At 68.6% G+C, this 19,447-nt stretch carries 23 protein-coding genes and 1 tRNA gene; 19 read left to right on the forward strand and 5 right to left on the reverse strand.

What is annotated here, in order from left to right; translation table 11 throughout:
• Window positions 1-80: 80 nt before the first annotated feature.
• On the reverse strand, window positions 81-224 hold the full coding sequence (locus V5E28_RS47075) for a hypothetical protein (protein ID WP_336216834.1): 144 nt from the start codon (window positions 222-224) through the stop codon (window positions 81-83).
• 280 nt (window positions 225-504) lie between these two features.
• On the opposite strand from V5E28_RS47075, the gene V5E28_RS47080 reads away from it, so the two are divergent.
• The 5 genes from V5E28_RS47080 to V5E28_RS47100 all read left to right on the forward strand — a co-directional run bounded on the left by V5E28_RS47080 (window position 505) and on the right by V5E28_RS47100 (window position 6,317).
• A complete protein-coding gene (locus tag V5E28_RS47080) occupies window positions 505-1,047 on the forward strand; it encodes an RNA 2'-phosphotransferase (RefSeq protein ID WP_336216835.1) in 543 nt (180 codons plus the stop codon).
• A 96-nt stretch (window positions 1,048-1,143) separates the two neighbouring features.
• Entirely contained in the window at window positions 1,144-3,006 is a 1,863-nt protein-coding gene (locus V5E28_RS47085) for an acyl-CoA dehydrogenase family protein (RefSeq protein ID WP_336216836.1), read from the forward strand.
• Between the two features lie 209 nt (window positions 3,007-3,215).
• Entirely contained in the window at window positions 3,216-4,478 is a 1,263-nt protein-coding gene (locus V5E28_RS47090) for an extracellular solute-binding protein (RefSeq protein WP_336216856.1), read from the forward strand.
• A gap of 70 nt (window positions 4,479-4,548) precedes the next feature.
• Entirely contained in the window at window positions 4,549-5,433 is an 885-nt protein-coding gene (locus V5E28_RS47095) for a carbohydrate ABC transporter permease (protein ID WP_336216837.1), read from the forward strand.
• The gene (locus tag V5E28_RS47100; RefSeq protein ID WP_336216838.1) at window positions 5,412-6,317 is read left to right on the forward strand and encodes a carbohydrate ABC transporter permease; all 906 of its coding nucleotides are present in this window, start codon (window positions 5,412-5,414) and stop codon (window positions 6,315-6,317) included. The genes V5E28_RS47095 and V5E28_RS47100 overlap by 22 nt, the downstream gene beginning before the upstream one ends.
• 40 nt (window positions 6,318-6,357) lie before the next feature.
• Here the strand turns inward: V5E28_RS47100 and V5E28_RS47105 are convergent, their stop codons facing one another.
• Window positions 6,358-7,092 carry a class I SAM-dependent methyltransferase gene (locus tag V5E28_RS47105; protein ID WP_336216839.1) on the reverse strand — a complete coding sequence of 245 codons (735 nt, stop codon included), beginning with the start codon at window positions 7,090-7,092 and terminating at the stop codon, window positions 6,358-6,360.
• Between the two features lie 124 nt (window positions 7,093-7,216).
• Here V5E28_RS47105 and V5E28_RS47110 point away from each other — a divergent pair, with 124 nt between their 5' ends.
• On the forward strand, window positions 7,217-7,756 hold the full coding sequence (locus V5E28_RS47110) for an RNA polymerase sigma factor (RefSeq protein WP_336216840.1): 540 nt from the start codon (window positions 7,217-7,219) through the stop codon (window positions 7,754-7,756).
• Window positions 7,743-8,480, forward strand: a complete 738-nt coding sequence (locus tag V5E28_RS47115; RefSeq protein ID WP_336216841.1) for a hypothetical protein — start codon at window positions 7,743-7,745, stop codon at window positions 8,478-8,480. The genes V5E28_RS47110 and V5E28_RS47115 overlap by 14 nt, the downstream gene beginning before the upstream one ends.
• Here V5E28_RS47115 and V5E28_RS47120 read toward each other — a convergent pair.
• Complete coding sequence (locus V5E28_RS47120; RefSeq protein ID WP_336216842.1) at window positions 8,469-9,488, reverse strand: adenosine deaminase; 1,020 nt, start codon at window positions 9,486-9,488, stop codon at window positions 8,469-8,471. The genes V5E28_RS47115 and V5E28_RS47120 overlap by 12 nt on opposite strands.
• Before the next feature lie 164 nt (window positions 9,489-9,652).
• Between V5E28_RS47120 and V5E28_RS47125 the strand changes: the two genes are divergently transcribed.
• Entirely contained in the window at window positions 9,653-10,126 is a 474-nt protein-coding gene (locus V5E28_RS47125; protein ID WP_336216843.1) for a hypothetical protein, read from the forward strand.
• Window positions 10,127-10,234: 108 nt separating this feature from the next.
• Here V5E28_RS47125 and V5E28_RS47130 read toward each other — a convergent pair whose 3' ends face one another.
• Window positions 10,235-11,443 carry a pyridoxal phosphate-dependent aminotransferase gene (locus V5E28_RS47130; RefSeq protein WP_336216844.1) on the reverse strand — a complete coding sequence of 403 codons (1,209 nt, stop codon included), beginning with the start codon at window positions 11,441-11,443 and terminating at the stop codon, window positions 10,235-10,237.
• Window positions 11,444-11,600: 157 nt separating this feature from the next.
• Here V5E28_RS47130 and V5E28_RS47135 point away from each other — a divergent pair.
• From V5E28_RS47135 to rplL, 8 genes are all read left to right on the forward strand, one after another.
• Window positions 11,601-11,673: transfer RNA gene (locus V5E28_RS47135), tRNA-Trp, on the forward strand.
• 77 nt (window positions 11,674-11,750) lie between these two features.
• On the forward strand, window positions 11,751-11,993 hold the full coding sequence (gene secE / locus V5E28_RS47140) for a preprotein translocase subunit SecE (protein WP_336216845.1): 243 nt from the start codon (window positions 11,751-11,753) through the stop codon (window positions 11,991-11,993).
• A 65-nt stretch (window positions 11,994-12,058) separates the two neighbouring features.
• On the forward strand, window positions 12,059-12,847 hold the full coding sequence (nusG, locus tag V5E28_RS47145; protein WP_336216846.1) for a transcription termination/antitermination protein NusG: 789 nt from the start codon (window positions 12,059-12,061) through the stop codon (window positions 12,845-12,847).
• A 117-nt stretch (window positions 12,848-12,964) separates the two neighbouring features.
• Window positions 12,965-13,396 (forward strand): 50S ribosomal protein L11, encoded by a 432-nt coding sequence (gene rplK / locus V5E28_RS47150; RefSeq protein ID WP_336216847.1) that lies wholly within the window; start codon window positions 12,965-12,967, stop codon window positions 13,394-13,396.
• Between the two features lie 59 nt (window positions 13,397-13,455).
• Window positions 13,456-14,175: a 50S ribosomal protein L1 gene (gene rplA, locus V5E28_RS47155; protein WP_336216848.1), complete on the forward strand. Its 720-nt coding sequence runs from the start codon at window positions 13,456-13,458 to the stop codon at window positions 14,173-14,175.
• A gap of 159 nt (window positions 14,176-14,334) precedes the next feature.
• Complete coding sequence (locus V5E28_RS47160) at window positions 14,335-15,162, forward strand: DUF1396 domain-containing protein (RefSeq protein ID WP_336216849.1); 828 nt, start codon at window positions 14,335-14,337, stop codon at window positions 15,160-15,162.
• A 243-nt stretch (window positions 15,163-15,405) separates the two neighbouring features.
• Window positions 15,406-15,930 (forward strand): 50S ribosomal protein L10, encoded by a 525-nt coding sequence (gene rplJ / locus V5E28_RS47165; protein WP_336216850.1) that lies wholly within the window; start codon window positions 15,406-15,408, stop codon window positions 15,928-15,930.
• Between the two features lie 68 nt (window positions 15,931-15,998).
• Window positions 15,999-16,391 carry a 50S ribosomal protein L7/L12 gene (gene rplL, locus V5E28_RS47170; protein ID WP_336216851.1) on the forward strand — a complete coding sequence of 131 codons (393 nt, stop codon included), beginning with the start codon at window positions 15,999-16,001 and terminating at the stop codon, window positions 16,389-16,391.
• A 266-nt stretch (window positions 16,392-16,657) separates the two neighbouring features.
• On the opposite strand, the gene V5E28_RS47175 is transcribed toward rplL, so the two are convergent.
• Window positions 16,658-17,047: a nuclear transport factor 2 family protein gene (locus V5E28_RS47175; protein WP_336216852.1), complete on the reverse strand. Its 390-nt coding sequence runs from the start codon at window positions 17,045-17,047 to the stop codon at window positions 16,658-16,660.
• 85 nt (window positions 17,048-17,132) lie between these two features.
• Between V5E28_RS47175 and V5E28_RS47180 the strand changes: the two genes are divergently transcribed.
• From V5E28_RS47180 to V5E28_RS47190, 3 genes are all read left to right on the forward strand, one after another.
• Window positions 17,133-17,684: a TetR/AcrR family transcriptional regulator gene (locus V5E28_RS47180; RefSeq protein WP_336216853.1), complete on the forward strand. Its 552-nt coding sequence runs from the start codon at window positions 17,133-17,135 to the stop codon at window positions 17,682-17,684.
• Window positions 17,685-18,032: 348 nt separating this feature from the next.
• Entirely contained in the window at window positions 18,033-18,533 is a 501-nt protein-coding gene (locus V5E28_RS47185) for a hypothetical protein (RefSeq protein ID WP_336216854.1), read from the forward strand.
• A complete protein-coding gene (locus V5E28_RS47190; RefSeq protein ID WP_336216855.1) occupies window positions 18,530-19,027 on the forward strand; it encodes a hypothetical protein in 498 nt (165 codons plus the stop codon). Before V5E28_RS47185 ends, V5E28_RS47190 begins: the two co-directional genes overlap by 4 nt.
• Window positions 19,028-19,447 lie beyond the last annotated feature (420 nt).

Here is a 19,447-nt window from a genome sequence, read left to right on the forward strand (position 1 = left end):
GGTGAGGGACCGGGGCATCGTGCGTGGTTCGCCCATGGCGTGGGGCGTACACCGCGCTTACTACCATCCAGGTAGTAGTCTCATCGGCCCTTGGACGGGATCCGCCTGGGCGGCGCGAGCGGCCGCTGCGGCGCCTTGGGCATCTGCCGGGGCATGGGCGGCAACTCCCGGCCGGGATGGCCGGGGAGGTTCCGCTTCTTCTTGCCGGATGAACGTACGCGCATGAGTTGGCTCCTTTACGTGAATGGCGACGCGGCCGAAGCCGGGTACGCAAGCTCAGCGGCCGCGTCTGCATGGGCGGGGTGGCTGAGAGGCCGGGCCGATCGGGCCCAGGCGCATTACAGGTAAAGGCGCATGTCCATGACACTAGTCACCGGCCCGCGCACGACACAACCGATTTATCGCCGCATGGCAGGCTCGGTTGCCGCCCCGAGGGCGTTACGGGAGAAGGCGCATCTTTGAGACAGTAGACGCCACAACCGATCAGCGCCGCCTGGAGCGATGATGGACGAACGACGCATGGTCCGGGTCTCGAAATATCTGGCCAAGCACCTGCGGCACGAGCCCGAGCGCATCGGCATCGAGCTGGACGAGAACGGCTGGGTGGACGTCGACGCCTTCCTGGGGGCGGCGGCGGCTCACGGCTTTCCGATCACCGTGGCGGAGCTCGCCCAGGTCGTCCAGGACAACGACAAGCAGCGTTACGCCCTGGACGGCGGCCGCATCCGTGCCAACCAGGGCCATTCGGTCACCGTGGATCTGGGCCTGCCGGTGCGGGAGCCCCCGGCGTTCCTCTACCACGGCACGGTGGCCGGGAGTCTGTCCGCGATCCGTGCCGAGGGGCTGCGCCCGATGAGCCGGCACCACGTCCACCTGTCGCCCGACCCCCAGACGGCCACCCGGGTCGGCGCCCGCCGGGGCAGGCCGGTGGTGCTCTCGGTGGACGCGGCGGCCATGCACGCCGCCGGCCACGACTTCCATGTCAGCGCCAACGGCGTCTGGCTGGTGTCGCGGGTGCCTCCGGCCTACATCCGCTTCCCCGGCTGATCCGTACGAGAAAGGTTGGTACAGAGGGCGCAAAGCGGCGTCGTGCGGGCAGTACACAGCAATCTTCTTCAGGCGTACTGTCGGCGGGAGGATGCTATGAGCGATTACGCCAAGGCAAGGGAACTCGGCGAGCAGGCCCGTGAGCGAGAGTGGTCCCGCCCGAGCTTCGCCAAGCAACTGTTCCTCGGGGATCTGCGGCTGGATCTGGTGCATCCAGCTCCGGGGATTCCCGACGAGGCCGCCAAGCGAGGTGAGGAGTTCGTCAGGGCGCTGCGGCGCTTCCTCGACGGGCACGTCGATCCGGCGCTCATCGAGCGGACCGCGCAGGTGCCCGACGAGGTCGTCAAGGGACTGGCCGGGCTCGGGGCCTTCGGGATCACGATCCCCGAGGAGTACGGCGGGCTGGGCCTGCCGTACCTGTACTACTGCCGCGCGCTCATGCTCGTCGGCTCCTACTGCCCCGCGCTGGCGACGCTGCTGTCGGCGCACCAGTCGATCGGGGTGCCGCAGCCGCTCAAGCAGTTCGGGACCGAGGAGCAGAAGCGAGAATTCCTACCAAGGTGCGCGCGGGGCGAAATATCCGCCTTCCTGCTGACCGAGCCCGACGTGGGCTCCGACCCGGCCCGCCTGGCGACCACCGCGGTCAGGGACGGCGACGAGTACGTGATCGACGGCGTCAAGCTGTGGACGACCAACGGCGTGATCGCCGACCTGCTGGTGGTAATGGCCAGGACCGGCAAGAAGATCAGCGCCTTCGTGGTCGAGGGCGACTCGCCGGGCATCACGGTCAAGCGGCGCAACGCGTTCATGGGACTGCGTGGCATCGAGAACGGGGTGACCGAGTTCTCCCAGGTCAGAGTCCCGGCCCGCAACCTCATCGGCCGTGAGGGCGAAGGGCTGAAGATCGCGCTCACCACGCTCAACACCGGCCGGCTCTCGCTGCCCGCCACGTGCGCGGGCAACGCCAAGTGGGCCGTGAAGATCGCCCGCGAGTGGTGCAACGCCCGCGTCCAGTGGGGCCGCAAGGTCGGCGAGCACGAGGCCGTGGCCACCAAGATCGCATTCATCGCGGCCACCGCCTACGCGCTGGAGGCCGTCTGCGACCTGACCGCGAGGATGGCCGACGACCAGCGCAACGACATCAGGATCGAGGCCGCGCTGGCCAAGCTGTACGCGTCCGAGCTGTCCTACCAGGTGCTCGACGAACTGGTCCAGATCAGGGGCGGGCGCGGCTTCGAGACGGCCGAGTCGCTGGCAGCGCGCGGCGAGCGCGGGGTCCCGGCCGAGCAGATGCTGCGCGACTCGCGGATCAACCGCATCTTCGAGGGCTCCTCGGAGATCATGCGCCTGCTCATCACCAGGGAGGCGGTCGACGCGCACCTGTCGGCGGCCGGCGAGCTGATCAACCCGGACGCCTCCCGCCAGGAACGCGCCCAGGCGCTCAAACGGGCCGGCGCCTTCTACGCCCGCTGGCTGCCCGGCCTGGTGACCGGCGCCGGCAACCTGCCCACCGCCTACGCGACCTTCGGACCGCTGGCGGCACATCTGCGTTTCGTGGAGCGGACCAGCAGGAAGCTGGCCAGGACCACCTTCTACGGGATGTCGCGCTGGCAGGGCGGGCTGGAGCACAAGCAGTCGTTCCTCGCCCGGATCGTGGACATCGGCGCCGAGGTGTTCGCGATGACGGCGGTCTGCGTCAGGGCCGAGGAGGACGCCCACGACCTGGGCCGTAGGCCGTACGAGCTGGCCGACACCTTCTGCCGGCAGGCCAGGCGGCGGGTGGACGCGCTGTTCGACAGGCTCTGGGACAACAGCGACACCGAGGACGTCCGGCTGGCCGGCTACGTGCTCGACGGCCGCTACACCTTCCTGGAGGAGGGCATCCTCGACCCGTCGATCGAGGGGCCGTGGATCGGGTCGCCCCAGGGCGGGGAGAACGTGCGGAGGAAAATCCTCTGACGCGTGGTCTAGACCGGTTGCGAGGGTTTTCCGGCTTTGGTGTTGTGAAACCGAGACCAACCGGTATAGACCGGCCGCTGAACCGAGGCTTACTCTGGCGCAAACGCGTCGAGCCGCGTCTCGCGCGGCCCCATCCCCCTGGGCAGGGTCTGCTGACTGGTACGGACCAGCATGACCCGTCCGACGAGAAGGCGGTACTTACGGTGAACATGAAACTTGTGGGCGGCGCCGCTCTCGGCCTGGCGACCGCGCTGGTCCTGTCCAGCTGTGGCTCCAGCACCCCCAGCACCGGCGGCGGTGACCAGGCCTCCGAGGGCGGCCAGGTCACGCTGAAGATGGTCGCCGCCGACTACGGCGACGGTCCCGGCAAGCCGAACTCGGGCGAGACGTTCTGGAAGGGCGTCGTGGACGAGTTCCAGGCGGCCAACCCCAACATCAAGGTCGACGTCCAGGTCATCAACTGGAACGACATCGACAAGCAGGTCGCCACCATGATCCAGAACGGTCAGGTGCCCGACATCCTGCAGACCGGCGACTACTCCGGCTTCGTCGCCGACCAACTGCTGTACAAGGTCGACGAGGTGCTGTCGCCCGCGACCTCCGGCGACATGCTGGAGAAGTTCGCGGAGTTCGGCAAGGTCGACGGCACCGGCTACGGCATCCCGTTCGTCTCCTCGGCCCGCGCCCTGTTCTACAACAAGGAGCTGTTCACCAAGGCCGGCATCGCCGAGCCGCCGAAGACCTGGGACGAGCTCAAGGCCGCGGCCGAGAAGCTGAAGGCCGCCGGCGTCAGCCAGCCCTTCGGCCTCCCGCTCGGCCAGGAGGAGGCCCAGGCCGAGTCCTTCCTGTGGATGCTCGGCAACGGCGGCGGCTACAAGGACGCCTCCGGCAAGTGGGCGATCAACTCCCCGCAGAACGTCGAGACCTTCGGCTACGTCAAGGGCCTCGTCGACGCCGGACTGACCACCCCCAACCCCGGCACCAAGGACCGCAAGACGGTCTGGGAGGACTTCGGCGCCGGCAAGGTCGGCATGGTCAACGGCGGCCCCATGTCGATCCCGATCTTCGACGCGGCCGGCCTCAAGGACTACGGCGTCGTGCCCATCCCCGGCAAGGCGGGCCCGCTCGACACCACCCTCGGCGTCATGGACTGGATCATGGCGTTCAACAAGAACGGCCACGCCGCCGAGATCAAGAAGTTCTTCGACTTCTTCTACACCGGCACCGCCGCCCAGAAGATCAGCGACACCTACAAGCTGCTGCCCGTCACCAAGGGCGGCATCGAGAAGCTGTCCGGCGACGAGAAGCTCAAGCCGTTCCTCGACGCGCTGCCCAACGCCAGCTTCTACCCGTTCCAGGACCCGAAGTGGGCCACGGTGAACCCGCAGATCAAGCAGACGATCGGCGGAGCCGTCAAGGACGACCCGGCCAAGGTGCTCGGCGAGCTGCAGAAGACCGCCGAGGCCAGCTGATCCATCGGGGGTCCGTACGGCTGGCGTCCCGCTTCCGGGGCGCCGGCCGTACCTTCATGGAAGGTTCTTCATGAGAAGGTTGCGCGCCCTGGAGCCCCTCGCCTGGGTCGGGCCGGCCGTGCTGCTCATCGCCCTCGTCGTCCTCTGGCCGGTCGTCGAGATGATCCGCTCGTCGTTCCTGCAGATCAGCAGGGTCGGCATCGTCCGCGGCTACAACGGGCTGGCCAACTACGACAAGCTGTTCAACGAGAAGGACTTCGCGGACATCATGGTCCGCAGCGTGATCTGGGTGGTGGCCGTCGTGGTCCTCACCGTGCTGATCTCGCTCGCCCTCGCCCAGCTGTTCAACCAGCGCTTCCCCGGCCGCAAGGTGGCCCGCTGGGCGCTGATCGCGCCCTGGGCGGCCTCGGTGCTGATGACGGCGATCGTCTTCAAGTGGATGCTCGACCCCGAGGTCGGCGTGATCAACCAGATCAGGCTCAAGCTCGGGCTCATCGACGCGCTCGGCGGCGCCTCGGCCGACCAGCTCGGCGACGCCGCCACGGCCATGCCGTGGCTGGTGTTCGTGGCCGTGTTCGTCTCGGTGCCGTTCACCACGTACGCGCTGCTGGCCGGACTGGCCACGATCCCCTCCGACGTGTACGAAGCCGCCAAGATGGACGGCGCCACCACGATCCGGACCTACTGGTCGATCACCCTGCCGCTGCTCAGGCCCGCGCTCACCGTCGCCGCGCTGATCAACGTGATGAACGTCTTCAACAGCTTCCCGATCATCTGGGCGATGACCCACGGCCAGCCGGGCTACTCGACGGCGACCTCGACCATCCTCATGTTCATCCTCAAGAGCTCCGACATCGGCGAGTCCGCCGCGATGTCGGTGGTCAACTTCGGAATGGTGCTCGTGATCACCGCGGTCTTCCTCAAGATCTCCCGATGGAACAGGGCGGTGGCGTGATGGCCGTCAAGACGGCTCCGCAGGCGTCCGCGCACACCCACGCCAGGTCCGCGCCGCGCGCTCCACGCGCCATGCCCAGGCTCAAGACGACCCTGGTCGCCGCCGTCGCCTACGTGGTGGCGTTCATCTTCCTGTTCCCCTACCTGGTGATGGTGCTGACCTCGCTGCGCCCCCAGGAGACGCTGCGCGAGGCCACCCTCCTGCCCTCGGGGTGGGAATGGTCGAACCTGGTCAACTTCTGGAGCAGCGGGCTGGCCGGCAACCTGGTGGTCACCCTCCAGGTGGCGGCCGGCTCGACCGTCCTGGTGCTGCTGGTGGCGCTGCCCGCGGCCTACTACTCGGCCCGGCACGACTTCCGGGGCCGCACCTTCTTCCTGGTCCTGGTGCTGATCACCCAGATGTTCCAGCCCACGGCCATGCTGGTCGGCATCTACCGCGAGTTCTCGCAGCTCGGGCTGGTCGACTCGATCTGGTCGCTGATCCTGGTCAACGGCGGGTTCAACCTGGCGTTCGCGGTGTGGATCCTGAACGCCTACTTCGCCTCGATCCCGCGCGAGCTGGAGGAGGCCGCCTTCATCGACGGCAACGGCCGCTTCGGCGCGCTGTTCCGCATCACGCTGCCGCTGGCCATGCCCGGCGTCATCACCGCGCTCATCTTCACGTTCATCGCCGCCTGGAACGAGTTCGTGGTCGCGCTGACGCTGACCACCACGCCCGAGAACCAGCCGCTCACCGTGGCCCTCAACTCGTTCATCGGCCAGTATCAGGTCGACTGGCAGAACCTGTTCGCCGGCTCGGTGATCGCCACCATCCCGGTCATCATCCTGTTCGCGCTCATCGAGCGGAAGGTGGTCGGCGGCCTGACCGCCGGATCGATCAAGTAGTGAGCCTCGGCTCGCCGTCTCCGGCCGGGCCGCGCGCCGACTAGCCGGGGACGCGGGCGACGCAGAAGACCGTCTGGCCGAACGGCGGGCGGATGAACCGCTCGATGAGCCGCGTCGCCGGCACCACCGTGCGGTCGTAGATCTTGACCAGGCGCGGGTCCGGGTAGCCGACGCCGCCCCGGCGCACCGCCGCCCACCAGGCGATGCCGCCCAGGAAGTTGATCGGCTTGAGCACGTCGACGTCCAGGCCGGCCTTGGCGACCGTGGCGCGCAGGGTCTTGGGCGTGTAACGCTGGACGTGGCCGACCTTGCGGTCGAAGTCCCCGTAAAGCTGCATGTAGCCGGGCACCCAGATGATGATCCGGCCACCGGGCAACGTCACCCGGGCCAGCGAGCGCAGCGCCTCGGCGTCGTCCTCGATGTGCTCCAGGACGTTCATCATGACGACCGTGTCGACCTTGTCCTTGAGCGGGATCTCCGTCGGCAGGCCGAACTGCAGCACGTCGATCTCGTCGCGGCCCTCGAAACGCTTCTTGAGCTGCTCCACGCAGTAAGGGTCGAAGTCGCTCACGACCAGCCGGTCGAGCCTCGGCAGGAACTGCTCGGCGAAGTGCCCGAGCCCCGAGCCGATCTCCAGCATCGAACGGCCGACATGAGGGGCGACCATGTCGAACTCGTACTGCCGGTAGTTCTTGGCCTCGTCCCCACCGAGATGGTTCTCCAGGGCCTCGTCACCGGCCGCCGGCTGCACTACACGGTCATACCCAGAAGACATAGTCCCGTTCCTTATGGGGCTCGTGGAATGGCCCGAGTCTAGTGCCCGGTCAGGACGGGAGGTCACCTGTTGGGCGAAACGCCCTTCCGCGCGGCCTCCGGATGCGGTGGAATCTGTCTCGTCCATGAACGACGACGAGGCCATCGCCCGCTCGCTCGAGGGTGACCTGTCCGCCTACGAGGCGCTGGTCGCCCGCTACAGCGCGCTCGCGCACCGCACCGCCGCCATGCTGGGAGCGGGGGACGAGGCCGAGGACGTGGTGCAGGAGGCGTTCGTCAAGGCGTTCAGGCACCTGCCGTCGTTCCACCGCGACTCGCCGTTCCGGCCGTGGCTGCTGCGCATCGTGGCCAACGAGACGCACAACCTGACCCGGGCGCGCGGGCGCAGGTCCGAGCTCTCCGTACGGCTCGGCGCCACCGCCGTCGCCACCGCACCGGACGATCCGGAAGGCGCGGCCGTGGCCACCGACCGTCGCGCCCGGCTGCTGGAGGCGGTTCGCGGCCTGCCCGAACGGGAACGTCAGGCCGTCGTCTGCCGGTACTTCTTACAGCTGTCGGAGGCCGAGACCGCCCAGGTGCTCGGCTGGCCGATCGGCAGCGTCAAGTCCAGGACCCACCGCGGCCTGGCCCGGCTGAGGGAGGAGGTGCGCGATGAGCTCGGCTGAGCGCCCCGACGACCTCGAAGCGGAGCTGCGTGCCCTCGCCGGATCCCTCGACGTGCCGGCGCCCCCGCCCGAGCAGGTGGCAGCGGCCGTGCGCGCCCGGCTCGAGGCCCCCCAGCCGGAGGCCGTGCGCCCGCAGCGGCGCCGCCGCGTCAGGTGGAAGGTCGTCGCGGTCGTCGTGGCCGTCGTCGTCGCCGTGACCGCCGCCACCCCGCAGGGCAGGCAGGCCGTGCTCACGATCCTCCGCTCCGCCGGGGTCGAGCTGCGGCTCGGCAGCGACACCCCCACTCCCGTGGCCACCCCCACCGTGCTGCCCGGCGAGCACGTCGTGCCTCCCGAAGAGCTGGCCACCCTGCAGCGGTTCCGGGTGAAGACCCTGACGGCACTGCACCCGCCGCAGAGCGCCACGGTGAGCGACAGCGGCCGGGTGGTGTCCATGTTCTGGCCGGGCGGCCTCAGGTTCGACCAGGTCGACGGGGGAGTGAGCCCGTACTTCTTCAAGCGGCTGGGCCCGCCCTACCCGCAGGACGTCACGGTCAACGGCGTCACCGGGTGGTGGGTGCCGGGCGAGCACCCGCTCGGCTACCTCGAACGGCCCGACGGCACCGAGGTCCCGCTGCGCCAGGCCGGCCCCACCCTCATCTGGGAGGCGGGCACCATCGGCTACAGGCTGGAGGGCGCCGCCTCGATGGAGCGGGCCGTCGAGCTGGCCGGCTCACTCCGGTGAGACCAGCCAGTCGTCGATGCCCTTCATCAGGTCCTTGCGCACCGAATCGGGAGCGGCGGACGACCTGACCGACTGCCTGGCCAGCTCGGCGATCTCCGCGTCGCGAAAACCGTAGGTCTCGCGCGCCAGCTCGTACTGGCGCAGCAGTCGCGCCCCGAACAGCAGCGGGTCGTCCGACCCGAGCGCGATCGGCACCCCGGCGTCGAACAGCCTGCGCACGGGCACGTCGGCCGCCCGCTCGGCCACCCCGAGCCCCACGTTGGAGGTCGGGCACACCTCGCAGCAGATCTGCCGGTCCGCCAGCCGCTGCATCAGCCGCTGGTCCTCCGCCGCGCGCACCCCGTGCCCGACCCGGTCGGCGCCGAGGTCGTCCACGCACTGCGCGACGCTGCGCGGCCCGAGCAGCTCACCGCCGTGCGGCACGGCCAGCAGCCCGGCCCGCTTGGCGATCCTGAACGCCCGCTCGAAGTCGCGGGCCTCGCCCCGCCGCTCGTCGTTCGACAGCCCGAACCCGACCACGCCCCGGTCCGAGTACTGGGCCGCCAGCCGCGCCAGCGTGTTGGCGTCGAGCGGATGCCTGGTCCTGTTGGCCGCCACGACCACCGCGATGCCGATGCCCGCGTCCCGCGCGGCCCGCTCCGCGCCGTCCAGCACGAGCTCCAGCGTGGCGGTCAGCCCGCCGAACCGCTGCGCGTAGCCGGACGGGTCCACCTGGATCTCCAGCCACCGCGACCCCGCCGCCGCCTCGTCCCGCGCCGTCTCACGCAACAGGCGGTAGACGTGCTCCGGCCGCCCGAGCACCGACCTGGCGATGTCGTACAGCCGCTGGAAGCGGAACCAGCCCCGCTCGTCAGTCGCCCGCAACCTGGGCGGCCAGTCTTCCTCCAGCGCGTCGGGCAGATGCAGGCCCTGCTCCCTGGCCAGCTCGATCAGCGTCGAGTGCCGCATCGAGCCGGTGAAGTGCAGGTGCAGATGGGCCTTGGGCAGCGTGTGCAGGGACCGTGGCATCGCCATATTTTGCCACCCAACCTGCTGAGGTCTCCGCGCGTCGGGCAAGGTGAGAGGAAATTCGGCGCCGCCGAACGGCCCGGCGCTGTTGCCGCATCGCCCGAGCTCCTGTAGGAGACTAAGGGCCCTTTCTCTGATGTCCACCTGAAAGTCACGGGGTAGTCATGCGGCGCCTGGCAGCAGTCATCCTGATGCTCTGCCTTGCCGCGTGCGGCCCCGCCGCGCCGAAGACGCCCGTCGCGCGGCCCAGCCCCGTCACGCAGCCGGGCCCCACGCTCGCCTGCGGCTCCGTGCCCGTCAAGATCGCCGCGATTCCCGCCGGAGCGGTCGAGGCGGGCAGGTTCGCGCGGGTGAAGTCCCTGTCCGAACCCCTGGAGGTCAAGGGGCAGACCTGGAGCCTCGGCGAGGAGGAGCTGCGGGTCGGGGTGGTGTGCGGGGTGCGCTCCGCCGAGCGTTTCGCCGCCCTCGTCAGCAGGGCCGGGCTCGTCATGCACGACGGCAAGCCGGCCCTGCACTGGGAGACGCGCGGCGGGGTGCGCCACTTCATGTGGCTGGAGCGCCCGGGCACCGCCGTCTACATCGCCGCCACCGGCGGCATCGCCGGCCAGATCGCCAAGATCGCCGCCGGCGTCACATAGCCACGGGCCGGGTCCACGTCAGCGATGAGCCGGCCGGAGAGCTCCGGGACGTGCCGGTGGGGGAGCGAGCCGGCGTCCCGCCCGTCGCGCGCAGGACGCCGGAGACGCTCAGCGGGCCTCGGCCAGCAGCTTGCCCAGCCGGCTGACGCCCTCCACCAGGTCGTCGTCGCCGAGGGCGTAGGACATCCGGAAGTAACCCGGAGTGCCGAACGCCTCGCCAGGGACGACGGCCACCTCCGCCTCCTCCAGGATGAGCTCGGCCAGCTCCGCGGAGGTCTGGGGCCGTCTGCCGCGCAGCTCCTTGCCGACCAGCTCCTTGACCGTCGGGTAGGCGTAGAAGGCGCCCATCGGCTCCGGGCAGAACACGCCCGGGATGTCGTTGAGCATCCGCATCATCGTCTGGCGACGGCGGTCGAACGCCTCCCGCATCCGCGCCACGGCGGACAGGTCGCCGGAGACGGCGGCCAGCGCGGCCATCTGCGACACGTTCGCGACGTTGGAGGTGGCGTGGGACTGCATGTTGGTGGCGGCCTTGACGACGTCGGCCGGGCCGATCAGCCAGCCGACGCGCCAGCCCGTCATCGCGTAGGTCTTGGCCACCCCGTTGAGGATGACCACCCGGTCGCCGAGCTCGGGGACGGCGGTGGCGATGCTGGTGAACTCCGCGCCGCCGTACGTCAGATGCTCGTAGATCTCGTCGGTGACGACCCAGAGGCCGTGCTCGGCCGCCCAGCGGCCGATCGCCTCGGTCTGCTCGCGCGAGTAGACGGCGCCTGTCGGGTTGGACGGCGAGACGAACAGAAGCACCTTCGTGCGCTCGGTGCGCGCCGCCTCCAGCTGCTCCACGCTCGCCAGGTAGCCGGTGCCCTCGTCGACGACGACGTCCACCTGCACGCCCCCGGCCAGCTTGATCGCCTCGGGGTAGGTGGTCCAGTAGGGGGCCACCACGAGCACCTCGTCACCCGGGTCGAGCAGCGTGGCGAACGCCTCGTAGACGGCCTGCTTGCCGCCGTTGGTGACCAGCACCCGCGACGCCTCGACCTCGTAACCGGAGTCGCGCAGCGTCTTGGCGGCGATCGCCTGCTTGAGCTCGGGCAGGCCGCCCGCCGGGGTGTACTTGTGGAAGCGGGGATCGCGAGCCGCCGCCACCGCCGCCTCGACGATGTAGTCGGGCGTCGGGAAGTCGGGCTCGCCCGCGCCGAAGCCGATGACCGGCCGGCCGGCCGCCTTCATCGCCTTCGCCTTGGCGTCCACGGCGAGAGTCGCGGACTCGGAAATCGCGGAAATCCGTGTGGAGACACGGGGACGGGTGGACATGTCCTCATGCTGCCACGAGCGGCGTGACCTGGGCGATCAGGTTCGGTTCGACGTGGCGGGCAATCGCCCGTACACTTTCGCCTGGTCGTGCCGCCGCATGTCGATGTGCGGTTCGGTCCAGGCAGTGAGTCAATCAGGGTAGTGTGGTTGGCGACATAGGGCACTGGCGCAATTGGTAGCGCACCGGTCTCCAAAACCGGCGGTTGGGGGTTCGAGTCCCTCGTGCCCTGCGAGTGCGGTCCGCGCAATAATTGGCGTGTAAGCGCGCCGCATACTGCGTTGGATACGACAGATTCAGGTGAGGACTGTGGCGATCGACACGCGCGGCGAGACCGCAGGCAAGCCTAGTGGCGAGAAGAAGCGCACTTCTCCTGCCCTCTTCTATCGGCAGATCATCAGCGAGCTGCGCAAGGTCATCTGGCCGACACGCAAGGATCTCGTCACCTACACCACGGTCGTTCTGATATTCGTTGCGATCATGGTTGCGATCGTTTACGGGCTGGACGCCGGCTTCGGCTGGGTCGTTCTGCGCATCTTCGGCGGGGCCTGATCCTGACGCCGCCGGTGCCGCCTGACGGAGTCGCCAATCGATTCGACGAAAGAGGAAGAGTCACCGTGTCCGAGTCTTCAGTGCCGGCGGACGAGCCCCGCGAGCCGGAAGAGGCCTACCAGGCCGCTGAGGAGACCGTCGAGGACGTCGCGGGCAGCGACGAGGAGGCCGCCGTCGAGACCGACGACGAGGCTCCCGTCGACAGCGACGAGTCCACCGACGCCGCTCCCACCGTCGACGAAGACGGTGACGTCGTGCCTGACGTCGACCCGGTCGAGGAGTTCAAGCGCGGACTGCGCGGTCTCCCCGGCGAGTGGTACGTCATCCATTCCTACGCCGGTTACGAGAACCGGGTGAAGTCCAACATCGAGAGCCGCAACGTGTCGCTCAACATGGAGGACTTCATCTACCAGGTCGAGGTGCCCACGCACACCGTCCAGGAGTTCAAGAGCGGCAAGAAGGTCCCGGTCAAGGAGCGCGTGCTGCCCGGCTATGTCCTGGTGCGCATGGAGCTGACCGACGAGTCCTGGGCCGCCGTGCGTAACACGCCCGGCGTGACCGGCTTCGTGGGCCTGTCCAACAAGCCGAGCCCGCTCAGCATCGACGAGGTCGCCAAGCTGCTGGCCCCGGAGCCGAGCGAGGAGAGCAAGAAGGCCGCAGCCAAGACCAGCACCGGACCCACCGTCGAGTTCGAGATCGGCGAGTCCGTCACGGTCATGGACGGCCCGTTCGCCACCCTGCCGGCCTCGGTGAGCGAGATCAGTCCCGAGTCGCAGAAGCTCAAGGTGCTCGTCTCGATCTTCGGCCGAGAGACCCCGGTCGAGCTGTCGTTCAACCAGGTCTCGAAGATCTAAGACGATCACATACACTTAGACGTTCGGCTGGCCGCCTTTCGCGAAGGGCGGCCTTCCGACATGTCCGGGCGCACCCGCGTTCGGACGGCATCACGATCAGGACCCGGAGAAGGACACATGCCTCCGAAGAAGAAGATCGCGGCACTGGTGAAGGTCCAGCTTCCCGCTGGCCAGGCCACGCCCGCTCCGCCTGTCGGTACCGCACTCGGTCCCCACGGCGTCAACATCATGGACTTCGTCAAGCAGTACAACGCTGCCACGGAGGCCCAGCGGGGCAACATCATCCCCGTTGAGATCACCATTTTCGAAGACCGCAGCTTCACCTTCATCACCAAGACGCCCCCGGCGCCCGAGCTGATCAAGAAGGCTCTGGGCCTCGACAAGGGCAGCGCGGTCCCGCACAAGGAGAAGGTCGGCAAGCTCAGCCGCGAGCAGCTGCGCAGCATCGCCGAGACGAAGATGCCGGACCTCAACGCCAACACCGTCGAGGCCGCCGAGAAGATCATCGCCGGCACCGCCCGGTCCATGGGCATCACCGTCGCCGAGTAAGACCTTTCCCGATCCGTGGGAGGGCCGGCTCCCGGCCCGCGCACCACAAGGAGACAGACATGCAGCGCAGCAAGGCGCACAAGGACGCGGCGACCAAGGTCGACCGCGACAAGCTCTACAGCCCCGCCGAGGCCGCGAAGCTGGCCAAGGAGACGTCCACCACCAAGTTCGACTCCACCGTCGAGGTGGCTCTGCGGCTGGGCGTCGACCCTCGCAAGGCCGACCAGATCGTGCGCGGCACGGTCAACCTCCCGCACGGCACCGGTAAGACCGCCCGGGTCCTGGTCTTCGCGACCGGCGACCGTGCCGAGGCGGCCCGCGAGGCGGGCGCAGACATCGTCGGCGCCGACGAGCTGATCGACGAGATCGCCAAGGGCAACCGGCTCAACGAGTTCGACGCCGTGGTCGCCACCCCCGACCTCATGGGCAAGGTCGGCCGCCTGGGCCGCGTCCTCGGCCCGCGTGGCCTGATGCCGAACCCCAAGACCGGCACCGTGACGCCCGACGTCGCCAAGGCCGTGACCGAGATCAAGGGCGGCAAGATCGAGTTCCGCACCGACCGGCAGGCCAACCTGCACTTCATCATCGGCAAGACGTCGTTCCCCGAGCGCCAGCTCATCGAGAACTACGCCGCCGCCCTTGACGAGGTGCTGCGTCTCAAGCCGTCGGCCGCCAAGGGCCGCTACGTCAAGAAGGTCACCTTCTCGACGACCATGGGCCCCGGCGTCCCGGTCGACCCCAACGCCACCCGCGGCCTCACCGCCGAGCTGGACGCGTAGGTAAGAGCCCTCTTCAGGGCCTGGCAGAGCCCCCGCCGCATCGCGGCGGGGGCTCTGTCGTGTCCCGGACCGATGATCGATTCAGGGATGACCCTGGGTTTTCCATGAGATGTCCGGGGAAGTCGCCCCGGCAAGACTGCCGACACGTAGGGTCAAAATATGCTGAAGCGCAGGATCTCTCTCGCCACTGCCGCGGCCGGGGCCGCTCTCGTCGCGGTCACAGTCGCCGGTTGCGGAACGAACGCGCAGCCCATCCAGGTCAATCTGGCCGCCTCCGAGGTGCTGGCGCAGGCCGCGCAGAAGACGGCCGACGTCAGCTCCTACACCGTTGACGCCATCGTCAACATGAAGCACCCGCAGCAGGGCAACGGCAAGCTGCAGGGACGCATGCTCTATCAGAGCAAGCCGCAACTCGCCGTGGACCTGACGATCGACAGCGCCGACTTCGGCGGCAAGGGGCTGCCCGGCGGAGCGCGGGCCGTGCTGCACTCCGACACCGTCTACGTCAAGGTCGAGGCGCTGAAGGAGATGTTCGGCGCCACCAAGCCGTGGATCAAGGTGCCGCTCAACGACGTGGGCAGCCGCGCGCAGGTCGACCAGTATCTCGGCCAGATCCAGCAGTTCGACCTGGCGAGCGTGACGAAGATGGTGACCGCCTCGAAGGACGTCAAGTCGGTCGGCACCGAGAGCGTCGGCGGCGAGGACACCACCCACTACAGCGGGACCTTCCCGGTGGACGCGGCCGTCCAGCAGCTGCCCGCGGACAAGCAGGAGCAGGCGAAGACGAACCTGGCCGAGCTGAAGGACATCAAGTTCGACATCTGGGTCGGCTCCGACGACCTGCCGCGCAAGCTCACGATGAGCGGCGCCGAGGCGGGGGGCACGATGGACGCGGCGCTGATGTTCAAGGGCTTCAACGAGCCCGTCGACATCCAGGCCCCGCCCGCCGACCAGGTGGGTGAGCTGCCCAAGGGCACCACCAACTGAGAGCGATTTGGAAACTCGGCGGCCAGCCCGTAGTCTGGTCGTTGCCGAAGACCGCCGGTCGTCGTCAGGTGCCTTCAATGCCTGGCGACCGAAGGATCCACGAATACGTGGACGGCCCGCGCAGGTTGTGATGCGAGTTTCCCGCATGATGTGAATCATGTGTGCGAGCCCCGTGTGCGCCCTGCGCCCGGGGCCGTTCTCATGTCAGGGCCCTTCGCCGGTGGCACATCTGGAAGGAGGCCCATGGCGAGGGCGGATAAGGCGACAGCGGTTGCCGAGCTCAAGAACGAGTTCGAAGGCAGCGCTGCCGCCGTTCTGACCGAGTACCGCGGTCTCACCGTTGCCCAGCTCAAGCAGCTGCGCATATCTCTCGGTGAGAATGCGAAGTTCGCCGTGGCGAAGAACACCCTGACCAAGATCGCAGCGAACGAGGCCGGTCTCGCCGGTCTCGACGACCTGCTCACCGGTCCGACCGCGATCGCGTTCGTCAGCGGCGACGTTGTCGAGGCGGCCAAGGGTCTGCGTGACTTCGCCAAGGCCAATCCCCTTCTGGTGATCAAGGGAGGCGTCCTCGACGGCAAGAAGCTGGACGCCACCGAGATCACCAAGCTCGCAGACCTCGAGTCCCGTGAGGTCCTCCTCGCGAAGCTTGCTGGCGCAATCAAGGCGAAGCAGAGCTCTGCTGCTGCGATGTTCGCCGCGCTGCCCACCAACATGGCTCAGCTGGCCGACGCTCTCCGCGCCAAGCGCGAAGAGTCGGGCGAGTAAGACGGGGATTGCCGCAACACCCGCGGTCCCGTTCCTAAATTTCGAAAGTCCCATACGGAGGAAACATCATGGCGAAGCTCAGCACCGACGAGCTGCTCGACGCGTTCAAGGAGATGACCCTCCTCGAGCTTTCCGAGTTCGTTAAGCAGTTCGAAGAGGTCTTCGACGTCAAGGCCGCCGCCCCCGTCGCGGTCGCCGCCGCCGCCCCGGCCGCTGCCGGTGGCGAGGCCGCCGCTGCCGAGGAGCAGGACGAGTTCGACGTCATCCTCGAGGCTGCCGGCGACAAGAAGATCCAGGTCATCAAGGAGATCCGCGCCCTCACGTCCCTGGGCCTCAAGGAGGCCAAGGACCTGGTGGACGGCGCTCCCAAGTCCGTCTTCGACGGCAAGGTCAACAAGGAGCAGGCGGAGAAGGCCAAGGCTGCCCTCGAGGGCGCCGGCGCCACCGTCACCGTCAAGTAACTCGTTCGCTCAGAACGCGTTCACGAGGCGGCTCAGCGCTTCATCGCAAAGGGGCGGTCACACCCAGGTGCCGGGTGTGCCGCCCCTTTCGCATGCCCGGACTCCGTCGAAGACGCCTGCCGTGTACGGACTCCGTACGGGGAGCCCGACGGCCCGCAGCCGCGGGGAGTCCGCCTGTACGGATTCGGTGGTACGGACCGCGTACGGGAGTCTGAGGGCCCGCATCCGTATTCGATGGTGCCAGGCCCCCTTCGCGGGGCCGGAAGTCATCCCGCGGCGCGGACGGCGGCGATGGCGGAGGTGTCCATGTAGTCCCTGGTGTGGATGATCCGGCCGTCGCGGATCCGGAGCACCAGCAGGCTGGGGACCGTGATCGGGTGGTCGTTGACCGTGACGACGGTCTCCTGCTCCACGATCACCACTTCTGGGTCCGTCGAGTGGTGGACGACCACGTTGCGGATCTCGCGCACGACGGCGGGGGTGGAGCCCCACGACGCCTGATAGCCGGTGCGGATCTCCTGCCTGCCCTTGTACGGGCGCAGGCCGCCGAAGGGGAACTCGTGCAGGCCGTCCTCGGCGTAGAGGCTCGCCAGGGCGTCGGCTGACTTGTGGAGCATCGCGTCGTGGAAGGCGGCGACGATCGCGGGCACGGACATGGGGGACCTCATTCGCTCAACGGGCGTTGACTCAACGAGCGTAGAGCGAAATATCGCGTTCGGTCAACGGATGTAGAGTCGGCGTGTGAGTGAGCTGTCGAGGACCGAACGGCGGCGCCGGACAGAGCGGCGGATCCTCGAGGCGGCACGCGGGCTGTTCGCCGAGCGCGGTTTCGAGCGCACCACCATCCGGGCCGTGGCGCAGGCGGCCGAGGTGGATCCAGCCCTGGTCATGCAGTACTACGGCAGCAAGCAGGGGCTGTTCGGCGCGGCCGTGCAGGTGGCCGAGCCGCCCGCTGCCGGGGCGGGGCCCGAGGAGATGATCGAAGAGGTGCTGGGCTCGCTCGGGATGAAGCTGGGGGAGCTGTCGCCGTCGTCGCTGGCCATGATGCGGTCCATGCTGACCCACCCGGAGGCGGCCGCGTCGGTGCGGGCGGTTCTGGGCCGGCAGATCGATCGGATCGGCGAGTCCCTGTCCGGCGACGACGCCCGGCTGCGGGCGGCGCTGATGACGACGATCATGCTGGGCGTGGCCGTGGGGCATCAGCTGCTGGAGCTGGACGAACTCCGTGACGTGTCGCCGGAGGAGGTCGCACGGCTGCTGCGACCCTGCTTGCGGGCGCTCAGCGAGAGTTGACGGGCCTGGCGAGCCGCTTAGGCGGTTTGGCGCCACCATGGTGGTTCTGGGGCGCTCCTGGCCATCTGGGGGCTTTTGATCTAGGTTTCGCGTTGCCGGGCTGCTCAGACCCGTAGCCGGCCTGAGGCGCGATCTCGATGCGCTGCCGCCGATCCCGCCTCGGCTCACGCCGATCGGCAACAGGATACGCCGGAACCGGCGGCCGATCGCGGGCGAGCGCGGCGGGACGGGCTGTGAAGAGTGCCCGCGCCTGATCAACGGCCATATCGACGGCTTCGGATGGTTCGCACGCCCCTGCCGGGGCTCGCGGGTTATGATCCGGCGACCGGCCTGGGAGGGGGCGCGAACGTGGCTGAGATCCTCGCTCGGCTCGCCCGCCACGCGATCCCGGTGCTCGCCGCCGTGGCGGTGCTGCTGACCGCCGCCGTCGCCTGGCTGTGGTTGCAGGAGCGCGACGAGCAGGCAAGGGCGGACGACCGGCAGGCCGCCCTGCAGGCCGCGAGCATCCACGCGATCTATCTGCTCTCGCTCAACTACAAGACCGTCGAGAGCGACCTGCATCGGGTCATCGTCACCTCGACGGGCGCGGCCAGGGCCGCGTACGAGGCCGGCGCGGGCAGGCTCAAGCAGACCACGCTCGCCAACAAGGTCATGCAGGAGGGCGTGCTGCGCGCGGCCGGTCTGGTGTCCATGTCGGAAGGGACGGCCCAGGCGCTCGTGGTGGCCGATGCGGAGATCCGCTGGGACGGTTCCAAGAACGCTCCACAGGAGCGGTTCTACCGGTGGTCGATGGACCTGACCAAGGTGTCCGGCGTGTGGCTGGTGTCGAAGGCGGTGCAGGTGGCGTGAGGACCGTCGTGACCGCGTCGCTGGCCGTCCTGGTGCTGTTCCTGGGTGCCGTCGGGGGAGTGCTCTGGCTGGACCTGCGGGCCATGCGGGACGGCGAGGCGGCGGGCGTCGAGGCGATGGCCGCGGCCCGGGCCGTCGCGCCCGATCTGCTGTCCTACGACCACCGCACGATCGAGCAGGATCTGGCGCGTGCGGCGGAGCACACGACGGGCGCGCTTACCAGGCACTACCGGGAGTTGTCGGGCACGCTGGCGGCCAAGGCGAGAGCCCAGCAGACCGTGCAGACCGCCGCGGTCGCAGCCGCCGCCGTGGAGCGTGCCGAACCCGGCCGCGTGGAGGTTCTGATGTTCGTGAACACGGGTACGGTAAAGAAGATCACCGGCAAGGCGGAGCCCCAGCAACAGGTCAGTCAGAACCGCGCCAGGTTCGTCATGATCAAGCAAGGATCGCGCTGGCTCGTGGCCGATCTGTCGACCTTGATCGGGACGGTTTGAGGGCCCGGGCGCGCCGCTTCCTTCAATTGTTATCAAAAATCAGGTTTGGTGGAGCCATGGTTCGGGGTAACTCTGTCACAGCTACACCGGTTGTCGGCATGGGTTCGACCCTCGGTGTGACGGAGCGTTAGCCGCCCCCGTTCGCGGGTATCGTCTTGGGCCGGGCGGTAGGCGACCGATCACACAGGGGAGAAAACCCAGCGTCCAGGCCCTGAGACGGCTAAAAGTCGAGCTTTCGGGCTTGACGTTTACGCTCGGACGGGCGATGCTGCGACCAACGTGGAGCATGCAGCGAGAGCGAAGTGGACAGGCGTGTGCCGTTCGGCTACACTGCCCCTTTGCGCTGCCCTTTGACGACCCGCTCCGCTGCTCACGTTGCGAGGTTGTCTGGCGTGCGTGTAGTCAGTCCGCCGCGAGCCC

Source organism: Nonomuraea sp. LPB2021202275-12-8, assembly GCF_037044575.1.
Lineage (GTDB): Bacteria > Actinomycetota > Actinomycetes > Streptosporangiales > Streptosporangiaceae > Nonomuraea.